Source organism: Pseudaeromonas paramecii, assembly GCF_039540575.1.
Classification (GTDB): Bacteria; Pseudomonadota; Gammaproteobacteria; order Enterobacterales; family Aeromonadaceae; genus Pseudaeromonas; species Pseudaeromonas paramecii.
In genome coordinates, this window is record NZ_BAABFC010000012.1 from 34936 (window position 1) to 58723 (window position 23788).

Annotated in this window: 20 protein-coding genes; 12 read left to right on the forward strand and 8 right to left on the reverse strand. The window is 63.2% G+C overall.

Annotation, left to right across the window (positions count from 1 at the left end):
* Positions 1-9 precede the first annotated feature (9 nt).
* Both ABD847_RS08775 and yaaA read left to right on the forward strand, forming a co-directional pair.
* On the forward strand, positions 10-1116 hold the full coding sequence (locus tag ABD847_RS08775; RefSeq protein WP_345012085.1) for a PilT/PilU family type 4a pilus ATPase: 1107 nt from the start codon (positions 10-12) through the stop codon (positions 1114-1116).
* 46 nt (positions 1117-1162) lie between these two features.
* A complete protein-coding gene (gene yaaA / locus ABD847_RS08780; protein WP_345012087.1) occupies positions 1163-1936 on the forward strand; it encodes a peroxide stress protein YaaA in 774 nt (257 codons plus the stop codon).
* Between the two features lie 147 nt (positions 1937-2083).
* Here the strand turns inward: yaaA and srmB are convergent, their stop codons facing one another.
* Complete coding sequence (srmB, locus tag ABD847_RS08785) at positions 2084-3394, reverse strand: ATP-dependent RNA helicase SrmB (protein ID WP_345012089.1); 1311 nt, start codon at positions 3392-3394, stop codon at positions 2084-2086.
* Positions 3395-3478: 84 nt separating this feature from the next.
* Between srmB and ABD847_RS08790 the strand changes: the two genes are divergently transcribed.
* The gene (locus ABD847_RS08790) at positions 3479-4186 is read left to right on the forward strand and encodes a tRNA1(Val) (adenine(37)-N6)-methyltransferase (RefSeq protein ID WP_345012091.1); all 708 of its coding nucleotides are present in this window, start codon (positions 3479-3481) and stop codon (positions 4184-4186) included.
* Positions 4187-4372: 186 nt separating this feature from the next.
* On the forward strand, positions 4373-5671 hold the full coding sequence (brnQ, locus tag ABD847_RS08795; protein ID WP_345012686.1) for a branched-chain amino acid transport system II carrier protein: 1299 nt from the start codon (positions 4373-4375) through the stop codon (positions 5669-5671).
* 63 nt (positions 5672-5734) lie between these two features.
* On the opposite strand, the gene ABD847_RS08800 is transcribed toward brnQ, so the two are convergent.
* Together ABD847_RS08800 and fldB are read right to left on the reverse strand one after the other, a co-directional pair.
* On the reverse strand, positions 5735-6745 hold the full coding sequence (locus ABD847_RS08800; protein ID WP_345012093.1) for a DUF2860 family protein: 1011 nt from the start codon (positions 6743-6745) through the stop codon (positions 5735-5737).
* 64 nt (positions 6746-6809) lie between these two features.
* Positions 6810-7328: a flavodoxin FldB gene (gene fldB / locus ABD847_RS08805; RefSeq protein ID WP_345012095.1), complete on the reverse strand. Its 519-nt coding sequence runs from the start codon at positions 7326-7328 to the stop codon at positions 6810-6812.
* A 107-nt stretch (positions 7329-7435) separates the two neighbouring features.
* Between fldB and xerD the strand changes: the two genes are divergently transcribed.
* Positions 7436-8323, forward strand: coding sequence for a site-specific tyrosine recombinase XerD (gene xerD / locus ABD847_RS08810; RefSeq protein WP_345012097.1), 888 nt, complete (start codon positions 7436-7438; stop codon positions 8321-8323).
* A gap of 1 nt (position 8324) precedes the next feature.
* Here the strand turns inward: xerD and ABD847_RS08815 are convergent, their stop codons facing one another.
* Entirely contained in the window at positions 8325-8924 is a 600-nt protein-coding gene (locus ABD847_RS08815; protein ID WP_345012099.1) for an HD domain-containing protein, read from the reverse strand.
* Positions 8925-9054: 130 nt separating this feature from the next.
* On the opposite strand from ABD847_RS08815, the gene recJ reads away from it, so the two are divergent.
* The gene (gene recJ, locus ABD847_RS08820; protein ID WP_345012101.1) at positions 9055-10773 is read left to right on the forward strand and encodes a single-stranded-DNA-specific exonuclease RecJ; all 1719 of its coding nucleotides are present in this window, start codon (positions 9055-9057) and stop codon (positions 10771-10773) included.
* Positions 10774-10844: 71 nt separating this feature from the next.
* Here recJ and ABD847_RS08825 read toward each other — a convergent pair whose 3' ends face one another.
* Positions 10845-12710, reverse strand: a complete 1866-nt coding sequence (locus ABD847_RS08825; protein WP_345012103.1) for a methyl-accepting chemotaxis protein — start codon at positions 12708-12710, stop codon at positions 10845-10847.
* Positions 12711-13041: 331 nt separating this feature from the next.
* Between ABD847_RS08825 and prfB the strand changes: the two genes are divergently transcribed.
* From prfB to ABD847_RS08840, 3 genes are all read left to right on the forward strand, one after another.
* A protein-coding gene (prfB, locus tag ABD847_RS08830; protein WP_345012105.1) for a peptide chain release factor 2 occupies positions 13042-14140 on the forward strand; the annotation gives its coding sequence in 2 pieces (ribosomal slippage) (positions 13042-13116 and positions 13118-14140; 1098 coding nt in all).
* Positions 14141-14157: 17 nt separating this feature from the next.
* Entirely contained in the window at positions 14158-15690 is a 1533-nt protein-coding gene (lysS, locus tag ABD847_RS08835) for a lysine--tRNA ligase (protein ID WP_345012107.1), read from the forward strand.
* A 178-nt stretch (positions 15691-15868) separates the two neighbouring features.
* A complete protein-coding gene (locus ABD847_RS08840) occupies positions 15869-16240 on the forward strand; it encodes a VOC family protein (protein ID WP_345012109.1) in 372 nt (123 codons plus the stop codon).
* Positions 16241-16288: 48 nt separating this feature from the next.
* Here ABD847_RS08840 and ABD847_RS08845 read toward each other — a convergent pair whose 3' ends face one another.
* On the reverse strand, positions 16289-17695 hold the full coding sequence (locus ABD847_RS08845) for an APC family permease (RefSeq protein WP_345012111.1): 1407 nt from the start codon (positions 17693-17695) through the stop codon (positions 16289-16291).
* A 185-nt stretch (positions 17696-17880) separates the two neighbouring features.
* Here ABD847_RS08845 and ABD847_RS08850 point away from each other — a divergent pair, with 185 nt between their 5' ends.
* Entirely contained in the window at positions 17881-18774 is an 894-nt protein-coding gene (locus ABD847_RS08850) for a LysR family transcriptional regulator (protein WP_345012688.1), read from the forward strand.
* Here the strand turns inward: ABD847_RS08850 and ABD847_RS08855 are convergent.
* A complete protein-coding gene (locus tag ABD847_RS08855) occupies positions 18771-20345 on the reverse strand; it encodes a methyl-accepting chemotaxis protein (RefSeq protein ID WP_345012113.1) in 1575 nt (524 codons plus the stop codon). The genes ABD847_RS08850 and ABD847_RS08855 overlap by 4 nt on opposite strands.
* A 354-nt stretch (positions 20346-20699) precedes the next feature.
* Here ABD847_RS08855 and ABD847_RS08860 point away from each other — a divergent pair, with 354 nt between their 5' ends.
* Positions 20700-21209: a hypothetical protein gene (locus tag ABD847_RS08860; protein WP_345012114.1), complete on the forward strand. Its 510-nt coding sequence runs from the start codon at positions 20700-20702 to the stop codon at positions 21207-21209.
* Between the two features lie 131 nt (positions 21210-21340).
* A complete protein-coding gene (locus tag ABD847_RS08865; protein ID WP_345012115.1) occupies positions 21341-22012 on the forward strand; it encodes a hypothetical protein in 672 nt (223 codons plus the stop codon).
* On the opposite strand, the gene ABD847_RS08870 is transcribed toward ABD847_RS08865, so the two are convergent.
* The gene (locus ABD847_RS08870) at positions 21999-23612 is read right to left on the reverse strand and encodes a GGDEF domain-containing protein (protein ID WP_345012690.1); all 1614 of its coding nucleotides are present in this window, start codon (positions 23610-23612) and stop codon (positions 21999-22001) included. The genes ABD847_RS08865 and ABD847_RS08870 overlap by 14 nt on opposite strands.
* Between the last annotated feature and the right edge of the window lie 176 nt (positions 23613-23788).

A 23788-nucleotide genomic window follows, 5' to 3' on the forward strand; every position in this document is an offset into this window, starting at 1 on the left:
GGAGCACTCATGACACTGGATAGTCTGCTGGGCCAGTTGGTGGATCGTCACGGCTCTGACCTGTTTGTCACCGTCGGCAAGCCCCCCTGTCTCAAGATCAACGGGGTGCTGACCCCCATCGACAAGACCAACCTGGAGGCGGATGACATAGTCACCCTGCTCAAGGAGGCCATGAGTCAGGAGCAGCTGGAGCGCTTCTGTCAGACCAAGGAGGCCAACTACGCCCTGCAGCGGCCCCAACTGGGCCGTTTCCGGGTCAGCTGCTTCTGGCAGCAGGAGATGCCGGGCATGGTGTTCCGCCGCATCGAGACCCGCATCCCCACCATGGAGGAGCTCTACCTGCCGGCGGTGCTCAAGGAGTTGGTGATGGCCAAGCGGGGCCTGCTGCTGTTTGTCGGTGCCACCGGGGCCGGTAAGTCCACCACCCAGGCGGCCATGATCGGCTATCGCAACCACAACAGCGACGGCCACATCCTGACGGTGGAAGACCCGGTGGAATTCGTGCACCAGCATGAGCGCTGCCTCATCACCCAGCGGGAGGTGGGGGCGGATACCGAGTCCTTCGATGCGGCCCTCAAGTCCTCGTTGCGGCAGGCGCCGGATGTCATCCTCATCGGTGAAATCCGCTCCAAGGAGACCATGGAGTTTGCCATCTCCTTCGCCGAAACCGGGCACCTGTGTATGGCCACCTTGCACGCCAACAACGCCAACCAGGCGCTGGAGCGGATCCTGCACCTGATCCCCGAGGACAAGCACCGCCAGCTGCTGTTCGATCTCTCCTTGAACCTCAAGGGCATCATAGCCCAGCAACTGATCCCCACCCGGGATGGTCAGGGGCGGCGGGCGGTGTTCGAAATTCTCGCCAATACGCCACTGGTCAGCGACATAGTGCGCAAGGGCGAACTGCATCGTCTCAAGGAGGTCATGGCCCGCTCCAACGAGCAGGGCATGATGACCTTTGACCAGTCGCTGTTCGAGCTGTATCGTCAGGGACTTATCGGTTACAACGAGGCCCTGGCCTTTGCCGACTCGGCCAACGAGGTGCGCCTGATGATCAAGCTCGCCGGTGGCAACAACATGAGTGCCGGCACCTTGGACAATGTGACCGTCGATTAACCCAGGGGCCCGCAAGGGCCCTTGTTGCAACAGGAGCCCAAGCCCCATGCTGATGCTGCTTTCCCCGGCCAAGACTCTGGATTACGAATCGCCCCTCGCCACAGACCAATACACACTGCCGCGTATGCTGGACGATTCGGCACGGCTTATCGAGGTTTGCCGTCAGCTGAGCGCTCCCCAGCTGGCCTCCCTGATGAGCCTCAGCGACAAGCTGGCCGGCCTCAACGTGGCGCGTTTTGCCCAGTGGCAACCCGAGTGCACGGCGGACAACAGCCGGCCGGCGCTGTTTGCCTTCAAGGGGGATGTCTATACCGGTCTGCAGGCCGAGACCCTGAGCGACGCGGATCTGGCGTTCGCCCAGGATCACCTGCGGATGCTCTCCGGTCTGTATGGGTTGTTGCGGCCGCTGGATCGGATGCAGGCCTATCGGCTGGAGATGGGCACCAAGCTGGCCAATGAGGGCGGTGCCGATCTCTATGCCTTCTGGGGCAACCGCATCACGGCCCTGATCAACGAAGATCTCGCCGCCCAGGGGGACGATCTGGTGGTGAATCTGGCCTCCAACGAATACTTCAAGGCGGTGCAGCCCAAGGCGGTGCAGGGCCGCATCATCAGCCCGGTATTCCAGGACCAGAAGAACGGTCAGTACAAGATCATCAGCTTCTACGCCAAGAAGGCGCGGGGCCTGATGGCGCGCTACATCATTCAGCATCGGCTGACGGATCCGGCCGATCTGCTGGACTTCGATCTGGAGGAGTACGCCTACGCGCCGGAAGTTTCCACCCCGGACAAGCCGGTGTTCCGGCGGCCAGAACGCTAAGGCATTTATCCAGCGCTAAAAACACCAGACCCGGCCTAGGCCGGGTCTGGTTTTTTTGGGGGATGGCCGGATCAGGCGGCCGGTGTACCGCCGGACTTCTTTCTTCTGATCAGGCGGCCGGAGTACCGCCGGCCTGCTTTCTTCCTATCAGGCGGCCGGAGTACCGCCGGCCTTCTTGGCCTTCTTGGCGGCCCAGTCCGGCTTGCCCTTGTTCTTCTGATCCCGCAGGCGCACCTTCTTGCGCGGTTCTTCCAGCTTCTCTTTCTCTTTTTCCTTGGCCTTGACGCTCTTCTTCTTGGCCACGGGGGCGGCGAACTTGTGCTGGGGCCGCAGGCTGTCCACCACCCGGCGCTTGGGCTCTTCGCCCGTGTAGCGCACGATGCGGGTCAACATGGGCACATCATGGGCCTCCACCAGGCTGATGGCGGTGCCGCGCTTGCCGGCCCGGCCGGTGCGGCCGATGCGGTGCACATAGACATCGGCGGTGCGGGGCAGATCGTAGTTGAACACGTGGCTCACGTCAGGCAGGTCGATGCCCCGGGCCGCCACGTCGGTGGCCAGCAGGATATGCACCTCCTCATCCTTGAAGCGGCGGATGGCCTCCTGCCGCTTGGCCTGCTCCATCTCGCCGCGGATCCAGGCACAGCGGATGCCGACGCCCTGCAGCTGGGCCGACAGCTCCGCCAGCCGCTCCCGGGTCTTGACGAAGACGATGCTGCGCTTGACCTCTTCCTCCCGCAGCAGGTGGGTCAGCAGGGCGAACTTGTGCTCCAGGCTGTCGGCCTGATAGAGGTACTGGTGGATCTTGCGCCGCTCGCTGCGGGGCGGCTCGGCGTGCAGCTCCGCCGGGTTCTTCAGCAGCTCGTTGGCGAACTTGACCAGGCCGGCGCCCTCCAGGGTGGCGGAGAACAGCATGGTCTGCTTGCGCCAGCGGGCTTCGCCGGCGATGCGATCCACCTCACCGATGAAGCCCATGTCCAGCATGCGGTCGGCCTCGTCCAGGATCAGGATCTCGATCTCCCGGCTGTCGAAGCTCTCTTCTTCTATGTATTGCAGCAGGCGGCCCGGGGTCGCGACTATGACGTCCACCTCGTTGCCCAGCGCCACCTCCTGATCCTCGAAGCTGATGCCACCTATGATGGTCTCGGTGTGCAGATGGGTGTGGCGGGCCAGATCCTTGGCCTGTTGGGCCACCTGTTGCGCCAGCTCGCGGGTGGGGGTGAGGATCAGCACCCGGGCCGGGCCGGGTTTACGGCGCGGATAGTCCAGCAGGTGCTGCAGGGCCGGCAGCAGGAAGGCGGCGGTCTTGCCGGTGCCGGTGGGGGCCGAGGCCAGAATGTCCCGCCCGTCCATGGCTTCCGGGATCACCTGCTGCTGTATGGTGGTGGGCCGCGTGTAGCCCAGCTCGGCAACGGCGCGCAGCAGGGCGGGATCCAGGTCGAAGGTGTCAAAGGACATGCAGGCTTTCTCTGTAGGCTAGGGTTGGCCGCACATTATAGGCCAGGGCCATGATAAAATCCGCCACCTGTTGCAGGAGGGGCCATGGCCGGACGGGATTTTCGCTTCAAACAGTTTCATATCCGCCAGGATCGCTGCGGCATGAAGGTGAGCACGGACGGGGTGCTGCTGGGGGCCTGGACGCCGGTGGACGGGGTGCGGCGTATCCTGGATATCGGCACCGGCACCGGTCTGCTGGCCCTGATGCTGGCGCAACGCACCCCGCCCGATGTGCAGATCGAGGCGGTGGAACTGGATCCGGCGGCGGCGGCCCAGGCGGCTCAGAATGTGCTGGACTCCCCCTGGGCATCCCGCATCCGGGTGCATCAGGGCGCGATCCAGACCTATGACGCAGCGCCCTTTGATCTCATCGTCTGCAACCCGCCTTATTTCCCGGTGGGCCAGGTGGCCAGCGATGGCGCCCGGGCCCAGGCCCGCCACACCCATACCCTGAGCTATGCCGAGCTGCTGAGCGCGGTGGACCGCCTGTTGACCCCCGACGGCCAGTTGGCCTTGGTGTTGCCCAAGGACTGGGAGCCATCTCTGCTGGCTGGTGCCAGGCAGATGGGCTTCTATCCCAATTGCCGATGGAATATATCGCCAAAGGAATCTAAAGCGGTTAATCGTGTTTTATTGCGGTTATCTAGAGAGGAATTGGCTATCAGTACAAATGATATGGTTATATTGTCTGGTGGTGGTGGTTATAGCGAAATATATGCCAATATGACCTCGGCCTTTTATCTTAAGCTGTAAATTTCGCCTTGATCTCGTTGACCATTGCTTTATTCTGCTGCACCAATCCGGTGCCCGCTCACTATTAGAAGAATATTCCACGGATGGTGACTCTTTGAGCTGCGCCTGCCCGAGGGGAAAGCCCTGTCTTTCCTCCCATAGGTGTCTGTTTTAACGTCAGTTTTGGAGTGATCCGTGAACAAATCCATGACCGCAGCCGATCTGGTCGGCCTGGGCTTCATGACCTTTGCCTTCTTTCTGGGGGCAGGCAACATCATATTTCCGCCCATGGCCGGTTTCATGGCCGGCGAGCACCTGACCCTGGCCATGCTGGGCTTCCTGGTGACCGCCGTGGGCCTGCCGCTGGCCACCATCATCGCCGTGGCCAAGGCCGGCGGCGGTCTGCTGACCATGACCCGTCACCTGCCGGCCGGCATGGGCGTGGCCATGGCGGTGGCTGTCTACCTCATCATTGGTCCGGCGTTCGCCACCCCCCGCACGGGTCTCGTGGCCTACGAGATGGGCTTCAAGCCCTTCCTGGGGGGATCCGCCAGCCAGACCAGCCTGGCGCTGTTTAGCCTGGGCTACTTTGGCCTGGCCACCTACCTCTCCCTGAAGCCAGGCCGTCTGCTGGATGCCATCGGCAAGCTGATCACCCCCTTGCTGGTGCTCCTGCTGGCCGTGCTGGCCATCGCCATCCTGGTGGCGCCCCAGGGCAGCGTGCCCCAGGCCGCCGGCGAATACGTCAGCCACCCCGGCATCAAGGGGTTGATGGAAGGCTACAACACCATGGACACCTTTGGTGCCCTGATGTTCGGCATGCTGATCATCGATGTGTTGAAGGAGAAGGGCATCAGCGACAGTAAGTTGCAGACCCGGTATCTGGTGCGGGCCGGCGTGATTGCCGCCACCGGCCTGGCCCTGGTGTACATGGCCCTGTTCAAGCTGGGGGGCACCGCCGGCGGCCTGCTGGCGTCTCCTGAGAACGGTGGCGTCATCGTCTCCACCTATGTGCAGGCCCTCTTTGGTAGCACGGGCCAGCTGATCCTGGCGGCCATCGTCTCCCTGGCCTGTCTCACCACCGCCGTGGGTCTCATCTCCGCCTGTGCCGACTTCTTCAGCAACCTGTGGCCGCGCTGCTCCTACCGCAACCTGGCGCTGGTGATGGGTGCCCTGTGTGCCCTGGTGGCCAACGTGGGTCTCTCCACCCTGATCAGCCTCTCCATCCCCGTGCTGGTGGGCATCTACCCGGTGGCGGTGGCCCTGGTGCTGGCGACCCTGCTGCAAGGCGGCTTCGCCCATCCCCGCCACAGCCTGCGGGTCATCATCGCCGTGGCCCTGCTGTTCGGCGCCCTGGATGGTCTGAAGACTGCCGGGGTGGATCTGTCGGCCTTCGACTTCCTGCCGCTGTTCGATCTGGGGCTGGCCTGGCTGCTGCCCACCAGCCTGGTGACCATCCTGTGCCTGGCGCTGCCTCGCCGCGGCGTGGTGAGCAGCGCCGCCTAATCCCGACGGCGCCATAAAAAAAAGCCCTGCCAATCGGCAGGGCTTTTTGTTTGTTTGGAGCTATCAGAAGTTGTACAGCACGCCGGCGCTGAGTTGGCTCAACTCGCTATCGAAGAAGTGCACGTCGGCGTCGGATTTGCCGTAGGTGGCCATGAGGGTGCCATTGAGCTTGTCGATGCCGGCCAGACGATGCCAGATGAAGTTGACGTTGAGGCCGTACTCAGTGGCATCGGCCTTGCGGTCAAAGACGGGATTGGCCTCGTCATAGCGCAGGGTGCCGGCGAACAGGTTGCTGATCAGGCTGTACTGCGGAGTCCGCACACTATAGGAGAGCTGGCCGGTCAGCCGGCTGTAATCCATGGCATCACCGTCGGCATCCTTGACGCTGTAGGTCAGGCTGGGACGCAGCACCCGGCCGGGGCTCAGCAGCCAGTTATAGGCCAGATCCACCGCCTGGCTGCTGCCGTTGCGATTCAGGCTGGCCCGCTCGGCAGGACTGAGGCTGCTGATGCTCTGGCCACTGCGTTCGTCATCCAATTCGATCTTACGGTAGGTGTAGCTGGCGTCGAAGGCCGAGCCGGCGATGCCATCCCAGCCCAGGCGTACACCGCGGGAGGTGCGATCCGTGGTGCTGCGGTCGCTGCCGGTACGGTACGGATCCTGCCACACCTTGGTGGGAATGCCGCTGAAGACATAGGCGAGGGAGCCGATGCCCTGGTCGCCAAACTCATGCCGGACCCCCAGCTGCTGGCTGAAGTCCAGGCGCATGGCATCCTGGATCAGGTTCCCCAAGTAGATCTGGGTGCGGGCGTCGGCGAAGGTGTAGCGCAGGTCGAAGTTGAGGCTCAGATCCGTGCCATCACTGCTGGCCATGTCGCTGAGGCTGCCGATGCGGCGGCTGTCATTCTTGCTTGGCCCCACCAGGATATTGGAGTCCACATTGTTATAGGCGGCACCGGCGAATACGAAGCCGCTGAAGCCATCTTCCTTGGGGATGCCCAGTACTTCTGCCTGACCAATGACCGGCAACAGGGCCAGGGCGAGCAGGGAGCGTGACAGGGTGGGGGAGGGCATGGTGTCTGTCCTTTTATAAGGGTGTCGAATGAAAATATAGTCCTATGATGCTATCCGGTGAGGATTACAGCAAGGCGACCGCGTCCTCCAGTACCTGGGGTAGCCAGGCATCCAGCCGGTCGTCGGTGAGGGCGTACTGATTGGTCTCGTCCAGTGCCAGGCCGACGAACAGGCGTCCTTCGTCCACCAGGGCCTTGGAGGCCTCGAATTCATAACCTTCGTTGGGCCAGTAACCGACCATCTGGCAGCCCTTGGCCACCAGCTTGTCATGCAGCAGCCCCATGGCATCCAGAAACCACTCGCCATAGCCTTGCTGATCCCCCAGGCCAAACAGGGCCACCACCTTGCCGGATAAGTCGACCGAGTCGATGGCATCCCAGCTGGCCAACCAGTCCTCCTGGATCTCACCAAAGTCCCAGGTGGAGATGCCCAGGATGAGGATGGGGTAGTCCAGCATCCGCTCGATAGAGCTGGTCTTAAGGTTATGTAATTCAACCTGAACCGCACCCAGACGATGTTGGATCTTTTCCGCCACCATCTCGGTGTAACAGGTGGTGGAGCCGTAAAAGAGACCTATCTGCATGGGAATATCCTTCATTAACGCGACAGTGCAGTGTAACAGAGCCCTCTAGGCAGGGGCAGCGGCAGCCGCCGGCCTGTGGTATACAAGGAGGCCTGAGTGGAGGTGATATGTCCCAGCCCTTGATCGATCAGTTTCTGGATGCCCTGTGGCTCGAGCGCGGCCTGTCGGCCAATACCCTGGCCTCTTATCGGACGGATCTGGAGAAGTTCGCCGCCTGGCTGGACGGCCAGGGCCACTCCCTGCTGACCCTGGACAGCCTGCAGCTGCAGGGGTATCTGGCCTGGCGGCTGGATCAGGGTTACCAGGCCAGCTCCACCGCCCGCCTGCTCTCGGCCCTGCGGCGCTTCTACCAGCACCTGATCCGCGAGCAGTTTCGCGAGGACGATCCCACCGCCCTGCTGATGGGCCCCAAACTGCCCAAGCGGCTGCCCAAGGATCTCTCCGAGGCCCAGGTGGAGGCGCTGCTGGCCGAACCCGACCCGGCGGATCCGCTTGAGCTGCGGGACAAGGCCATGCTGGAGCTGCTCTACGCCACCGGCCTGCGGGTCAGCGAGCTGGTGAGCCTCACCATGAGCAATCTGGGGCGTGGCCAAGGGCTGGTGCGAGTCACCGGCAAGGGCAACAAGGAGCGGCTGGTGCCCCTGGGGCAGGAGGCGCTCTACTGGCTGGAGCAGTACCTGCATGAGGGGCGCATCCTGCTGCTGGGGGCGGTGAGCTGCGACGTGGTGTTCCCCTCCAGCCGGGCCCAGCAGATGACCCGGCAGACCTTCTGGCACCGCATCAAGCTGTACGCCAAGCGGGCCGGTATCGGCGTGGAACTCTCGCCCCACACCCTGCGCCATGCCTTCGCCACCCACCTGCTCAACCACGGCGCCGATCTGCGGGTGGTGCAGATGCTGCTGGGCCACGCCGATCTCTCCACCACCCAGATCTACACCCATGTGGCCAAGGAGCGGTTAAGCGCCCTGCATGCCCAGCACCACCCCCGGGCCTGAGTCACAGCACGCCTCTCGCCTCGTCTTCGAGCTGGCGCAGAAACTGAGTCACTAGCGCCAGGCGCGGCGCCGCCTCGGCCTGGGCCTGGGGCAGGATCAGCTGCTCGGGCAGCGTCTGGGCCTGGGTCAGCACCGGCAGCAGATCGGCAAAGGTGGCGTAGCGGGTATCCCGGCCCACCTTGGCGATGGCGCGCAGCAGGCCCACGGCCCCCAGCTGCTCCAGCAGATCCGCATCATGCAGCAGCACGGCGGCGGGCACCTCAGGCCGCGAGGCCGGCATGTGCTGGGCGATGGCCTCCAGCACGGCGGGGATCTTGGCCGCCGGGAAGCCCCAGCCGGTCAGCAGTCCCGGCACCTTATCCAGGGCGTAGGCCAGGTTGTCCCAGCGGGCCAGCTGGGCGGGATCCTCGGGTCTGTGGCCGATAAACACCCCCAGATCGTGCAGCCAGCAGGCGGCGTAGAGCACCTCGTCGTCATAGTTCACTCCCGTGCCCAGGCGGCAGGCCAGGGCGTAGAGGCGGGGCTGGTGGCTGTACTTGTCCGCCGGGCGGGCTTGTTCGCGGATATAGTCGGCGATGGCTTGGCGCCAGTCTGGGGTCATGGGGACTCCTTGGGGAATACGGGTGACAGACAAAACGCCATGATTGCCGCCCTGGCGCGCCAAGGCAAGGTTGCACCCGGTCTGGCTTCGGGCTAAGGTCTGGCGCCTGCTCCGTTGCCAGTGTGATGCCATGACCCAGTTGATCCGCCGCCGCCCCCTTGTGGATGATTCCGCCCTGCCGTCCGAGCTGCCGCCGCGCCTGCGCCAGATCTACGCCAGCCGTGGCGTGACGCTGCCTGCCGAACTCAATCGCCAGACCAGCGGCCTGCTGTCGCCCTCCGGCCTCAAGGGCCTCGACGTGGCCCTGAGTCTGCTGGAGACGGCGCTGCGCCAGCAGCAGCGCATCCTCATCGTCGGCGACTTCGATGCCGACGGCGCCACCAGCACGGCCCTGATGGTGCTGGCCCTGCGCGCCTTCGGCGCCCGCCAGGTGGCCTTTTTGGTGCCCAACCGTTTCGAGTATGGCTACGGCCTGTCGCCGGAGATCGTCACCCTGGCGGTACAGCAGCAGGCCCAGCTGCTCATCACGGTGGACAACGGCATCTCCAGCTTTGCCGGCGTGGCGGCGGCCAAGGCGGCGGGCATGGCGGTGCTGGTGACCGACCACCACCTGCCCGGCCCCGCATTGCCGGCGGCCGACGCCATCATCAACCCCAATCAGGCGGATTGCGGCTTCGGCTCGGGGGCCCTGGCCGGGGTGGGGGTGGCCTTCTACCTGATGGCGGCCCTGCGCAGCCACCTGGATAAGCTGGGCTGGTTTGCCGACAAGCCGGCGGTGAACGTGGCCCAGTGGCTGGATCTGGTGGCGCTGGGCACGGTGGCGGACGTGGTGCCGCTGGATGCCAACAACCGCATCCTTGTGCACCAGGGGCTGCAGCGCATCCGTGCCGGCCAGTGTCGTCCAGGCCTACGGGCCCTGTGCGAAGTGGCGGGGCGCACCCTGAGCCAGCTTACCGCCAGCGATCTGGGTTTCTTCCTCGGCCCGCGGCTCAATGCCGTGGGGCGGCTCGATGACATGAGCCTGGGCATCGACTGCCTGCTGTGCGATGACATGAATCGCGCCCGTACCCTGGCCAGCCAGATGGACAGCCTGAACCAGGAGCGCAAGGAGATAGAGCAGAGCATGCAGCAGGAGGCCCTGGCGGGGCTGCAGTCGCTGGATTTCGGCGCCGAGCCGCCAGCGGGCCTGGTGCTCTACCGGCCGGACTGGCACCAGGGGGTGGTGGGGCTGGTGGCCTCGCGGATCAAGGAGCGCTACCACAGACCCGTGATCGCCTTTGCCGAGGCGGGGGAGGGCGAGCTCAAGGGATCGGGACGTTCGGTGCCCGGCCTGCACCTGCGGGATCTGCTGGAGCGGCTCGACTCCCTGCATCCCGGTCTCATCGGCAAGTTTGGCGGTCATGCCATGGCGGCGGGCTTGAGTCTGCCCAGTGCCCATCTGGCGGCGTTCGAGCAGCAGTTTGTCGCCCTGGCCGAGACCTGGTTGGCGCCCGAGCTGCGCACCGGTTACTGGCTGTCCGACGGCGAGCTGGCGGCGGACGAGCTGACCCTGAGCCTGGCCGAGGCGCTGCGGGACGGCGGCCCCTGGGGCCAGGCCTTCCCCGAGCCGACCTTCGACGGCCGCTTCCGCCTGCTGGCTCAGCGGTTGGTGGGGGCCAAGCACCTGAAGATGCAGGTGCAGCCCGAGGCCGGTGGCCCCACCCTGGATGCCATCGCCTTCAACGTGGATCTGGCCCGCTGGCCCGATGCCTCGGTGCAGTGGGTGGAGCTGGGCTACCGGCTGGACATCAACGAGTGGCGGGGCAACCGCAGCGTGCAGCTGCTGGTGTCTGTGCTCAATCCGTTATGACGGCCGCGCCGGATAAAACAGGGCCCGCGATGGCGGGCCCTGTGCGTTTGGTCTGCGCTAACTAGACGGCATTACAGGATAAAGCGCGCCACCTTCTGGTTGAGGCTGTCGGCCTGCTGCTGCAGGCGATCGGACTCCTGACGTCCCTGCTGGGCCTCGTCGGCCAGCTGATCCCCCACCTCCTTGATGGCGGTGACGTTCATGGTGATCTCCTCGGTCACCTTGCTCTGCTCCTCGGCGGCGGTGGCGATCTGGCTGGACATGTCGGAGATGAGGCCGATGGCCTGGGTGATCTCCTCCAGCGCGGCGGTGGCGGCTTCGGCATCACGGACGCTGCGTTCGGCCAGCTGACGGCTCTTGTCCATGATCTCCACCGCCTGACCCGTGGTGCGCTGCAGCGTCTCTATGGTGGTCTGGATTTCTGTGGTGGAGGTGGCGGTGCGCTTGGACAGCACCCGCACCTCGTCGGCCACCACGGCAAAGCCACGGCCGTGCTCACCGGCCCGCGCCGCCTCGATGGCGGCGTTGAGCGCCAGCAGGTTGGTCTGCTCGGCGATGCTCTGGATGGTGGCCAGCACCCCTGAGATGTCGTTGGCGTGACGGCTCAGCTCGCCGATGACCTCGGTGGCTTCCCCCACGCCGTTGGCCAGCTGGGTGATGGAGCCGCGGGTCTGGTTCACCAGGTTGCGGCCCTGGTCGCTGCTGGTGGCGGACTGCTGGGCGGCGGTGGCGGTGTTCTCGGCGTTGTGGGCGATCTCGGCGGTGGCGGAGGCCATCTCGGTGACGGCGGTGGCCACCATGGCGATCTCCTGCTGCTGGCGGCCCAGCTCGCTGACGGTGGCGTGGCTGCGCTGCAGGCCATCGCTGGCGGCCTGACCCAGCAGGCTGGCCTCATGGCGGATGTGGCCGATGAGCTCATGCTGGCTGCCGACGAAACGGTTGAAGTTTTCCGCCAGCTGACCCACCTCATCCCGGCTGTCCAGGCGGATGCGCTGGGTCAGATCGCCGTTACCGTCGGCGATGCGCGCCAGGGCACTGGAGACCACTCCCAGGGGCCGCAGCACCAGGGAGAGCAGGCTGTTGATGGCCAGCAGGCTGATGAGCAGCACCAGCAGGGCCACCCCGATCTGTTTCATTAGATAACCGGAGAGGGGGGAGAGGGTCTGGTCTTTATCCAGCAGGAACACCAGTCGCCAGTCGGTCTGGGGCACGGCGATGGCCCAGGCCAGCCGATCCCGGTTCTGCCAGCTCAGGGTGCTGAACTCCTGGGCCTGCTGCAGGCGATCCAGCTGACCGCGATCCAGCCCGGGGACCAGCTCCGCCAGGGGCTTGAGCACCTGCTTGAAGTCGCTGTAGGCAACGACATTGCCCGCCTGGTCCGCCAGAATGGCCACCCCATGATCCGGCAGCTTCATGGCGTTGACGGTGTCGAGCACGGTATCCAGGGTCAGATCCGCCCCCACCACGCCGCCGTCGATTTTGCGGGCCAGGGTGATGACCAGCTTCTGGGTGGTGTGATCCACGTAGGGCTCGGTCACTACGGTACCGGCCTGCCGCTCGGCCTGCTGATACCAGGGGCGGGTGCGGGGGTCATAGTCGCTGTAATCGGAGGCGGGATTTTCATCCTTCATGCCGCCCTGGGCATCGCCCACGTAGGCGGTGAGGAAGCCACCGGCGTTTTTCAGCAGGCTCAGCTCACGGGTGGACTCCAGCGCACTTTGCTGGGACAGGGCATCCACCGCCTGGCGTTTGATGTCCAGCCAGCTGGCGATGGCGCGAGCGCCTTCGTGGCCCACCCCCTGCAACAGGGCGAAGTGATCGTCCAGCAGCTGCTGGCGACTGTCCCGGTAGGCCAGCCCGGAGAGCAGCAGGATGGCGCACGCCAGTGCCAGGCTCACCGTCAGCAGGATTTTTTGCTTGAGTGTCATGGAGTTCATTCGGGGTCCTTCGTTCCTTGGCCGGGGTGTTGGGGAAGTTGCCCTGGGGCACACGCCGGGCCTGATGGGTATTGTCTTGGGAAGAGACGCGGGAATACCGCGTCTTGGTGGTGAATAATAATTCAATTTATGCAGTAAAGTAGTTTTTTTTACTGTTTATCCGACGAATCCTTCTAGTCGGTTTAGCGGCAAAAAACGCCGGCTTTGGCTGTCTATTCCCCAGCCGATTGGGTAAAATACTGCGCTTTTCATGGCCGGCCCGCGTCAGGGGCGGTCGATTGTTTTGGTCATCCTGGCGATGACCCGCTGAACCCAAGTGAGAGCCTCCTTCATGTTTGAAGTGAATCCCGTACTGAATACTCTCAAGGAGCTGTCTGAACGGACAGAACTCCTGAGGGGGTATCTTTGACTACGACGCCAAGAAAGAGCGTCTGGAAGAAGTAAGCGCCGAGCTGGAACAGCCGGATGTGTGGAACGAGCCGGAACGGGCCCAGGCCCTGGGTAAGGAACGCTCCGCCCTCGAAGGCGTGGTCAAGACCATCGACGATCTGACTCAGGGCGCCGACGATGTGGCCATGCTGGTGGACTTGGCGGTGGAAGGCGAAGACGAGCAGACCTTCCATGAGGCCGAGGAAGAACTGGCCGCCCTGGAAAAGAAGCTGGCCGAGCTGGAGTTCCGCCGCATGTTCTCCGGCCCCCACGATGCCTCCGACTGCTACATGGACATCCAGGCCGGCTCCGGCGGCACCGAGGCCCAGGACTGGGCCAACATGCTGCTGCGCATGTACCTGCGCTGGGGGGAAGCCCACGGCTTCAAGCCTGAGCTGATCGAATGCTCCGAAGGGGAAGTGGCCGGCATCAAGTCCGCCACCATCAAGTTCACCGGCGAATACGCCTTTGGCTGGCTGCGCACCGAGATCGGTGTACACCGCCTGGTACGCAAGTCGCCCTTCGATTCCGGTGGCCGCCGCCACACCTCCTTCAGTTCGGCCTTCGTCTATCCGGAAATCGATGAGGACATCGAGATCGAGATCAATCCGGCGGACCTGCGCATCGACGTCTACCGTGCCTCCGGCGCCGGTGGTCAGCACGTCAACCGGACCGAGTCCGCGGTGCGGATCACCCACCTCCCCACCAATACCGTGGTGCAGTGCCAGAACGATCGCTCCCAGCACAAGAACAAGGACCAGGCCATGAAGCAGCTGCGGGCCAAGTTGTACGAGCTGGAGATCATGAAGCAGAACGCCGAGAAGCAGGCACTGGAAGAGACCAAGTCCGACATCGGTTGGGGCAGCCAGATCCGCTCCTACGTGCTGGACGATGCCCGCATCAAGGATCTGCGTACCGGCGTCGAGACCCGCAACACCCAGGCGGTGCTGGACGGCGATCTGGACAAGTTTATTGAGGCCAGCCTGAAGTCCGGGCTGTAAGCAAAGCAGGAATCATAATGTCAGAACAGAATCAAAGCCCGGAACAGGACGTTCAGGAATTCAACAACGAGATGGCCCAGCGCCGCACCAAGCTGGCGGCGCTGCGGGAACAGGGTAACGCCTTCCCCAACGACTTCCGTCGTGACCATATCTCCAGCGACATCCATGCCGCTTACGGCGACAAGAGCAACGAAGAGCTTGAGGCCCTGGCGGTCAAGGTGAAGATCGCCGGCCGTATCATGACCCGCCGCATCATGGGCAAGGCCTCCTTTGCCACCCTGCAGGACATGGGCGGCAAGATCCAGGTCTACGTGACCCGTGACGATCTGGCCGAAGGCTTCTACAACGAGCAGTTCAAGAAGTGGGATCTGGGGGATATCGTCGGCGTGGAAGGCACAGTGTTCCGCACCAATGCCGGTGAGCTCTCCGTGCACGTCTCCGACATCCGCCTGCTGACCAAGGCGCTGCGTCCGCTGCCCGAGAAGCACAAGGGCCTGACCGACCAGGAAGCCCGCTGCCGTCAGCGCTACCTGGATCTCATCGCCAACGAAGAGTCCCGCCGCACCTTCCAGATCCGCAACCAGGTGGTGAACGGTATCCGCAACTTCCTGAACGCCAAGCAGTTCATGGAAGTGGAAACCCCCATGATGCAGGTGATCCCCGGCGGCGCCTCCGCCCGGCCCTTCATCACCCACCACAACGCGCTGGACATCGACATGTACCTGCGTATCGCCCCCGAGCTGTACCTCAAGCGGCTGGTGGTGGGTGGCTTCGAGCGGGTGTACGAGATCAACCGTAACTTCCGCAACGAAGGCATCTCGGTGCGTCACAACCCCGAGTTCACCATGCTCGAGTTCTACATGGCCTACGCCGACTACCGGGATCTGATGGACTTGACCGAGGAGATGCTGCGCACCCTGGCCCAGGACATTCATGGCACCACCCGGATCCGCTACGCCAAGGAAGGGGAAGAGGGCTTCGAGATCGACTTCGGCCAGCCGTTTGCCCGCCTGACCATGATCGAGGCCATCCTCAAGTACGCCCCGGGCGTGCAGGCGGAGGAGCTGACCACCTTGGCAGGCGCCACCGCCGTGGCCAAGCGTCTGCACATCGACCTGATGAAGAGCTGGGAGCTGGGCCATATCATCACCGCCATCTTCGAAGAGACCGCCGAAGCGCAGCTGATGCAGCCCACCTTCATCACCGAATATCCGGCGGCCGTTTCTCCGCTGGCCCGTCGCAATGATGACAACCCGGAGATCACCGACCGCTTCGAGTTCTTCATCGGGGGTCGCGAGCTGGCCAACGGCTTCTCCGAGCTGAACGACGCCGAGGATCAGGCCGAGCGCTTCCAGGCCCAGGTGCAACAAAAAGAAGCCGGTGATGACGAGGCCATGTTCTATGACGCCGACTTCGTCACCGCTCTGGAGCACGGTCTGCCGCCCACCGCCGGCCAAGGCATCGGCATCGACCGTCTGGTGATGCTGTTCACCAACAGCCACACCATCCGCGACGTCATCCTGTTCCCGGCCCTGCGGCCGCAGAAGTAAGGCCTAGCGTCTAGCAAAAAGCCCTGGCTCTGTGCCGGGGCTTTTTATTGGTCGGCCGCCGGCCAGCGGCAACTATACTGGTAATTGACAGGCACCTTTACATGGTTCGATCTGGCGGCCTGGGGGGGCCGGGCCCAATACCCGACCGGCTGTGACTCCAGTGTTGGGAGGAGCAGAGATGCAGCAGAGATTGGGCTTGCGCAACGTGGAGGTCATCGCCCTGGCGGTAACGGATCTGGCGCGGGCGCAACAGTTTTACGGTGAGGTGTTAGGCCTGCCGGTGGCCGAGGAGGCCGGGTTGGTTCTGGGTTATCGCTTAGGAGGCAGCATACTGATGCTGAAGGACGACGGCGAGCGGGCTCCCACCGAGCAGCCGAACCCCAGGGTCACCCTGGCGGTGGACGCCGCGCTTGAGACCCAGGCAGCCTTGCAGGCGTTGGGTGTCCGGGTGGCGGATCCGGTGGCCTTGTACGATGAGGCCTTCTTGGTGGGCAGCTTCCTCGACAGCGAGGGCAACAAGCTGTGGTTTTGCTCGCCGAAGGGCGGCTAACTGCGACCATAAGGAAAAAGCCCCGCTCATCTGAGCGGGGCTTTTTATTTAGCCGGCGGTGTGGCGGGCCAGCTCGGGTTGGGCGGTTCGGCCCAGGCGGCGATGGATCAACGCCTCGCCCAGCAGCAGGGTGAGCCCCAGGCCCAGCAGCAGGGGGCCGCTCTCCTGCCAGTCGATGATCCCCTCGGCCAGCTGCGGGAAGATGAACAGCAGCAGGGCGCCCAGGATGAAGCTCAGGCTGCAGCCGGTCAGCAGCCAGGCCAGCGGCCGGCTGGCGGGCAGCGGGAAGGGGCGCGGGTGGCGGGCATCCTTGAGGCGCAGGCGCAAGAAGGCGGCGAACATCAGCAGGTAGGGCAGCAGGAAGACGGTGCTGGAGAAGGCGAACACGGTCCAGAACAGCTCGTCGTTGCTGCTGGCCAGCAAGCCATAGCAGAGGATCACCGCGGTGGAGACCAGGCCGGTGAGGCAGTTGGCGCCTACCGGGGTGCCCAGCCGGCGATGACGGTAGCCCAGCAGGGCCGGCAGCTCGCCCGCCTGGGCGGATTCGGCGGCGGCGCGGCTGGAGCCCATGGTCCAGCTCACCATGTTGCTGATCAGGGTCAGCAGGCCGAGGATGCCCAGCCCCATCACCCAGAACTGGCCGTAGGGCAGAGCGGCAAACAGGATCTTGAGGGCATCGGTGAGACCGGCCACCAGACCCACCTGATCCACCGGCAGGGCGGCCAGGATCCCCAGGGTGCCGAACACGTAGAGCAGGGCGATGGCCAGGCTGGCCAGCAGCATGGCCTTGGGCATGCTGCGCACCGGATCCTTGAGGTCGCGGCCCAGACAGGCCACCAGCTCCAGCCCCAACAGGTTGTAGATGATGGCCGGCAGGAAGCCGACGCCGCCTTCGAAGGAGGGCAGCATGCTCTGCCAGGTCAGCTCATTGGCCATGCCGTGTTCTTTGGCGTAGAGGAAGCCGGCGATGCCCAGGGCCAGGATCACCACCATCTTGAGCAGGGCACCGACCTTGCTGATCCCCACCCCGATATCCACCGCCACATTGCAGAACCAGACGGTCAGCCAGGTGAGCAGGATGCACAGCCCCACCTGGGCGGCCAGGCTCAGCTCCAGATCGAACAGCTCGGAGGCCATGCCGGCAAACAGGATATAGACGGCCGGCATCCACAGACCCACGTTGATCCAGTAGAGCCAGGAGGTGCGGGCGGCCATCTTGTCGCCGAAGGCCCGCTTGACCCAGTCATACAGGCCGCCGTCCGCCGGGTAGGCGGTGCCCAGCTCGGTGGCGATCAGGGCATAGGGCACCACGAAGGCCAGCAGGGTCAGCCCCCACCAGCCGATGACGCTGGGGCCCAGGGCCGCGGCGGCGGTCAGGGTGTCGATGATGAGGACGGCGCAGAGGATGAAGAGGATTTGGCCGCCGAGGCCTATGGTGTTGCGGGACTGGCTCATAGTGTGGCCTCCTGCCGTTGGGCGGAATAATGGCATGGGGGGAGGGCTTGCTGCGTTCGTCCTGACATGAAGGGTTCCTTGGTCATTGATCTCCTGAGTCTTCAGTAATACCTCGCCAAGGATTATGATTTAAATGCAATGTTCTAATAAAACCATGACTGGAATTCATTTTGCTGTCTATAGACTTGAATTTATTAAGGCTTTTGCTGGTGTTGTCCGAAGAGCGCAGCGTGACCAAGGCGGCGGAGCGGTTGTTCATCAGCCAGTCGGCCTTCAGCCATGCCCTCAACCGCCTGCGGGAGCAGCTGGGGGACCCGCTGTTCGTGCGCACCAGCCAGGGGATGGAGGCCACGCCGCGGGCCCAGGAGCTGATCCCGGTGATCCGGCGCAGCCTGGGGCAACTGGAGCGCGGTCTGCAGGGGGGGAGCCAGTTTGTCGCGGCCGAGTCGGCACGCACCTTCTACATAGGGGCGGTGGATTACTTCGAGTTTCTCGCCCTACCCAGGCTGGTGTCGCGCTTCAAGACCTTGGCGCCCAATGTCCGGCTGAGCGTGGATATTCTGGCGGAGAAAATTCAGGATACCGGGGTGGAGTCGGGGCAGCTGGACGTGTTTGTCGGTATCGAGGGGTTGCAGCATGTGCCCCACTCCTTTAACAAGCGCACCTGGCTTACCGATCGTTTCGTGGCCATCACGGCACGGCAACGCACGGATCTGCCGGCGCGTCTCACCCTCAGGCAGTTTCTGGCGGAACCCCAGGTGCACCTGCCGGCGGTGATCTCGGGGGCGGATCTCATCGAGCGCTGGCTCAGCGCCCAGCATCAGTCCCGTACCCTGGCCACCATAGTGCAGAGCTATGCGGTGGGTGGCCGGGTGGTGGCGAGCTCCGGTTATCTGATGTGTGTGCCCTTGCGCATCGCCCAGGAGCTGGTGGAGATGCTGCCCCTGCGCATCATAGAGTTACCTGACGGGGCACCCGAGCTGACCCTGACCATCCTTAGCCACTCCCTGTACGACCATCAGGCGGATATCCGCTGGCTGATCGAGGAGATTAGCCAGTGCCATCTGATGGGGAGCTAGGCGGGTTTGACTCTGGGCACGCGCAGTGTGGGGCTGACCGGCTCTATCGTGCCTTTTCTGGCCATTCCCTGCTGAGCCTGCAGACGGAAACAAGCCAGCATCTCCTGCAGCCGGGCTGCCTGACCCTCGATGGCGCTGGCGGTTTCCGACAGATTTTCGGCGGCACTGGCGCTGTGCTGGCTGAGTTGGCTGAGCTGGTTCATGGCGATGTTGATCTGTTCCACCCCGGTATTTTGTTCGGCGCAGGATTGAGCGATCTCCTGCACCAGGGTCGAGGTGCGCTCTATGTCCGGCGTCATCTGCTCAAACAGATGGCCCGCCTCTTCCGCCATGGCCACGCTTTGTCGTGCCACCTGGCCAATCTCCAGCGCCGCTACCTGGCTGCGTTCGGCCAGCTTACGGACCTCGGCGGAGACCACAGCAAAGCCCTTGCCGTGATCCCCGGCCCGGGCGGCCTCAATGGCGGCATTCAGGGCCAGCAGGTTGGTCTGATAGGCGATGTCGTCGATGATGCCAATCTTGCCGGCGATCTGTTTCATGGCGCTGACTGTCTGGCGTACCGCCTCGCCGCCTTGTTCGGCATGCCGTGCCACCTGGGTGGCCAGCTCACCCGTCAGACGGGCGCCGTCGGCATTTTGACTGATGGAGGCCCCCATCTGCTCCATGGCCGCCGTGCTCTCTTCCACGCTGGCGGCCTGGGTACCAGCACCGCGGCTGAGCTGATCCGCCGTCTGGGTCAGGGTACCGGATGAGTGGGATAGGGTGCCGCAGGCCTCGCCAAAGCGGCCAAAGATGGCCAGTAAACGGGATTGGATCATGCGGATCCCCAGCAGCAGCTGTCCCAGTTCATGTTGAGGCAGATCCGGCAGGTTGGCGGTGAGATCACCGTTGGCGATGCGGATCAGTTCCTGCTGGCAGAGGCGCATTGGGGTAAAGATCTGGCGATTTAGCAACACCAGCAACAGTAGCAGTGTCAGCAGATTGATGAGGTGCAGCAGGCTGGCGGCAGTGGAACCCAGTCCAAGGGTCTCGCCCAACCCGGGCCAAAGGTCGTCAACCAACAGCAGGGCGGAGCTTAGCAGCGCCAAGCCGCCCAACCAGCGGCTCTGGGTGCGGAGGGAAAGACGCTGCCAGGCGGAGGGCTTGGGCAGGGCTTGTTCCGGATGGGCACGCAGTTGCCGGTAGAGTGCCTCGGCCTCGGCCACCTGCTGGCGGCTGGGCTTGCTGCGCACCGATTGGTAACCAATGGTTTGGCCGTCCTGCACTATGGGCATCACATAGGCATCCACCCAGTAGTGATCACCATTTTTACAGCGGTTCTTCACCCGACCCCGCCAGGTTTGACCGGATTTGATGGTTTGCCACAGATCGCCGAAGGCGGCAGTGGGCATGTCCGGGTGGCGCACCAGGTTGTGGTGACTGCCCAGCAGTTCCTGCTCTGTGTAGCCACTGATACGGACAAAGTCCTGATTGACGAAGGTGATGTCGCCTTGCAGATCCGTCATGGAAACCAGACGAACCTCGGGGCCAAACTCCACCTCGTGCTGGGTGACGGGTTGATTGTTGCGCATCCTGATGCTCCTTGACGACATGGCTAAATAGACATTCCCAAGCCATGATTTTGGGTCACTGGGCCGGGTGCCGGAGCGCTACTGTCAGATTTGGCAGCGGCAGGGGCGGCAAATTGTTGCCGCCCGGCGGGCGGAGGCCTGATAACGGTGGCTGCAGAGGGGGGTAACCGGTTGGCTGGCGGACGCATGTTTACTCGAATTAACACCAGTGCGTAAAAACTTTGCGTAATTTGACTAAAAATGACGTCGATTTGGTCAAGGCTTTGCAGGTAATGAGGCAGTGTTGTCGCACCTGGGCTGAATTGAGTCGGATTGCTTGGGGCGCTGCGCCTAACCCCCATAAGGAGATGTCCCATGTCCATCAGTTCAGTGTCCAGCAGCCTCTACAGCTCGCTGGCTCAAATGTTTCAAAGTGGCGCCGATCAGAGTTCGGCTGTGACGGATGACGAGATGAAGATGCCACCGCCTCCCCCCAAGGATAAGGGCGGTATGATGCAGGATCTGCAGAGCACTCTCTCTGAGCTGGGTATCACGAGCAGTTCGGACTCAGACAGTGATGACGAGCTGCAATCCTTTATGGATACGCTGATGAGCACCCTCCAGGCTCAGGGGGCGGCAGATAGCAGCGCCAGCAGCGGCACCAATCCCATGAAGACGGATCTGCAGAGCCTGCTGAGCAAGCTCACCAGTGATGATACCAGCTCTGACAGCAGCATCAGCAAGCTGCAGAGCCAGTTCTCCGCGCTGCTGGATAGCCAGGGTGCCTCGGACAGCAGTGTGAGCCTGACGCAGTTTCTGCAGTCCTTTGGCAACAAGATCCCCGACGGCGCGCCGGCCGGCAGCTTGCTCAATCTGACCGCTTAGTGGCTTTTGTCCTATCCAGAGGGGCTCTTAATGGGCCCCTCTGGTGTTTTTAACCGGTTATGTTACCGTGCTGCCGCTGCCCCATGAGGGCCTGCCTACCCTCTTTAGTTGTGGCTCATTCGGAGTCTTTGATGTTGCAAACCCTATATCGCTCTATGTCTGGGCGCCTGCTGGCGCTCTTGTTGTGCCTGACGGTGTCTGGTTGCGTGGCCCCCTTGCTGGTGGGGGCGCAGAGCCAGCTGATGTGGGCCTTGCTCAAACCCTTGGTGGGCTTTGATCCCAATGAGGTAAACCTGTTTGAGAACTCCCTGGTCAAGGATCGGATGACGGCCCTGCTGGGGGATGAAAACTACAATACGGCCTTGCGCCTGCTCAAGACGGCCGATGAGCTCCAGCAAGAGGGCCCGCTGTTCTTTGTGCTGTCTCGCTATTCGCCCATTCCCGAAGTGGCGGAGCAGGCCGGCTTTGTCTGGAACAGCGATACCAACCAGATGGCGGTGACCCTGATCTCCGGTGGCGCGCCTAAGGTCTTTGCCGAACAGGTGTTGAAGGACAATCTGCCCGTGGTGCCCAGCTGGCCCACGGCGTTACAGCCCGTGATGGCGGCGGCCAAGGATCCTCAGGCGCAGCTGAAGCAGGCCGCCGATCAGGCCTTGGGGTCGGCGGTCAGCGGGGCGACCGGGCTGGTGCAACAGCAGGCCGATTCCCTGGTCAATGGGGCGCAAACCGCGGTGGAGCAGCAGGTGGAACGGTCGGTCAGCGGGGCGGCAGGCACTGTGCAGCAGTCGATCAGGGTACCGTAACGCAGCGATTGCGCCCCTGGGACTTGGCTTGGTAGAGGGCCTCATCGGCCCTGGCCAGTAGTTGCTTGGGATTCTTGTCATTGGGGTGGGCGGCCACCACACCAATGCTGGTGGTGATCTGCAGACTCAAGCACTCCCGCCCCATCACAAACGGGGGGTGAGCGATGGCCTTACGCAGCTGTTCGGCCTTGATGGCGGCCTCTTCCAGTGTGGTATCGGTGAGCAGGATGGCGAACTCTTCGCCGCCAATGCGGCCCAGCTCGTCGATACGCCTGAGCTGGGCCTTGAGACGGCGGCCAAATTCCACCAGTACCAGATCACCGACGGGATGACCGTATTGGTCGTTAACCAGCTTGAAATGGTCGATGTCCAGCATCAGCAAGGTCAGGCCATGGGGATGCCGGCGAAAACGGGCAAACTCCCGGGTGAAGACCTGAAAAAAGGCACGTCGGTTGTGTTGTCCGGTCAGGTGATCGGTGCGGGAGAGTCGTCTTAGTTGCAGCTCGGCGGCTTTGCGAGCTGCAATTTCCAGGCGTAAACGAACGTTGATCTTCACTATCCAGCCGATGATGGCCAGCAGTCCCAAGGCCACCAGCACAAAGATGCCACTCATCAGCCAGAATTTGCCATCGCTGGGTGGTTCTTCTTGGTAGAAGAAGCCCTCCAGGCGCGAGAGGGGCACCGTCTGACCATTACCCTCTTCTATCTCGGCGATCCGAGCCCAGCGTCCGGGATTCATATGGCCTAGGGCTACAAAATCCGGCTGAATGAGCTTGATCAGGGCATGAGCCTCAAACAGCAGGTGCTCCCGGCTCTTATAAGGGGCATAGCGTTGGCGAATGAGATCGACCATCTCGTCCACATGTTCGATGGCATAGTGCCAGCCCTTCAGCGTCGCCTCGCGAAAGGCCTTGACCCGTTCCGGATGGTCTCGCATCTCCTGCCGTGAGGTGAAGAGCACATCACCATAGAAATCGATGCCGTAACTGCGCGGCTGGATCAGCCGGTAGGGAATGCCCATCTGCTCCAGTTGGTAAGGCTCGTTGGTAACATAGGCATCATATGCGTCCACCTTGCCGGCCAGCAGATCACGCAGATCATGGGTTGTGGGGATCAGGTTAAGCTGCTCCACCGCGACGCCCTCGGCATGAAACGGCGCCAGTAACTCGTAACTTTCATTCACCGGCAGTGCCGTCATCAGCCGTCGGCTGCTCAGGTCATGCAATGTCTGAATGCCGGACCGCTCCAGCACCAGCCAGGTGACCGCCGAGTGTTGCAGTATGGCCGCCAGCACCACCACGGGCTTGCCTGCCATAAATATCTTGACCAGCCCTGAGTTGCTGATGCCATAGTGAGCCCGTCCGCTGAGTACCTCCTCCACCGGGGATACTGAGATCCCATCCTGGCCATTGGGTTTGAGTTGCACATCCAGCCCGGCGGCGCGGTAATAGCCCTGCTCCAGGGCGGCATAGTAGCCGGCAAACTGGAACTGGTGGGTCCACTTGAGCTGGAGCACCACGGACTCCAGGGCCATGGCCGGCAGACTCAGCAGTACAAGCAGCCCCGCCAGCCAACGACCGAATCGGCAGCAGCATGGCATCACCCTGGTAGCGCCTGGGGGTCTGGGAGGGCAGCGTGGCATAGGCCTCCTGCACTGCGGTTGAATGGGACTCATGCCTAAGCATAGGCGGGATTTGGCCATTCTTGAGGTGAGCACTGGCAAAGCGGAGGGCGGCTTTCTAGCCTCATCATATGGGTAGCCCTCTGATGAGGCAC

Excerpts from the sequence above, each read along its gene's own strand:
- ABD847_RS08860 (WP_345012114.1), top strand. The coding sequence starts at position 20,700 with ATGTCCATCAGTTCAGTGTCCAGCAGCCTCTACAGCTCGCTGGCTCAA.
- ABD847_RS08775 (WP_345012085.1), top strand. The coding sequence starts at position 10 with ATGACACTGGATAGTCTGCTGGGCCAGTTGGTGGATCGTCACGGCTCT.
- recJ (WP_345012101.1), top strand. The coding sequence starts at position 9,055 with ATGACCCAGTTGATCCGCCGCCGCCCCCTTGTGGATGATTCCGCCCTG.
- ABD847_RS08855 (WP_345012113.1), bottom strand. The coding sequence starts at position 20,345 with ATGCGCAACAATCAACCCGTCACCCAGCACGAGGTGGAGTTTGGCCCC.
- ABD847_RS08800 (WP_345012093.1), bottom strand. The coding sequence starts at position 6,745 with ATGCCCTCCCCCACCCTGTCACGCTCCCTGCTCGCCCTGGCCCTGTTG.
- lysS (WP_345012107.1), top strand. The coding sequence starts at position 14,158 with ATGTCAGAACAGAATCAAAGCCCGGAACAGGACGTTCAGGAATTCAAC.
- brnQ (WP_345012686.1), top strand. The coding sequence starts at position 4,373 with ATGACCGCAGCCGATCTGGTCGGCCTGGGCTTCATGACCTTTGCCTTC.
- ABD847_RS08825 (WP_345012103.1), bottom strand. The coding sequence starts at position 12,710 with ATGAACTCCATGACACTCAAGCAAAAAATCCTGCTGACGGTGAGCCTG.
- ABD847_RS08845 (WP_345012111.1), bottom strand. The coding sequence starts at position 17,695 with ATGAGCCAGTCCCGCAACACCATAGGCCTCGGCGGCCAAATCCTCTTC.
- ABD847_RS08815 (WP_345012099.1), bottom strand. The coding sequence starts at position 8,924 with ATGACCCCAGACTGGCGCCAAGCCATCGCCGACTATATCCGCGAACAA.
- fldB (WP_345012095.1), bottom strand. The coding sequence starts at position 7,328 with ATGCAGATAGGTCTCTTTTACGGCTCCACCACCTGTTACACCGAGATG.
- yaaA (WP_345012087.1), top strand. The coding sequence starts at position 1,163 with ATGCTGATGCTGCTTTCCCCGGCCAAGACTCTGGATTACGAATCGCCC.
- xerD (WP_345012097.1), top strand. The coding sequence starts at position 7,436 with ATGTCCCAGCCCTTGATCGATCAGTTTCTGGATGCCCTGTGGCTCGAG.
- srmB (WP_345012089.1), bottom strand. The coding sequence starts at position 3,394 with ATGTCCTTTGACACCTTCGACCTGGATCCCGCCCTGCTGCGCGCCGTT.
- ABD847_RS08790 (WP_345012091.1), top strand. The coding sequence starts at position 3,479 with ATGGCCGGACGGGATTTTCGCTTCAAACAGTTTCATATCCGCCAGGAT.
- ABD847_RS08865 (WP_345012115.1), top strand. The coding sequence starts at position 21,341 with ATGTTGCAAACCCTATATCGCTCTATGTCTGGGCGCCTGCTGGCGCTC.
- ABD847_RS08840 (WP_345012109.1), top strand. The coding sequence starts at position 15,869 with ATGCAGCAGAGATTGGGCTTGCGCAACGTGGAGGTCATCGCCCTGGCG.
- ABD847_RS08870 (WP_345012690.1), bottom strand. The coding sequence starts at position 23,612 with ATGCCATGCTGCTGCCGATTCGGTCGTTGGCTGGCGGGGCTGCTTGTA.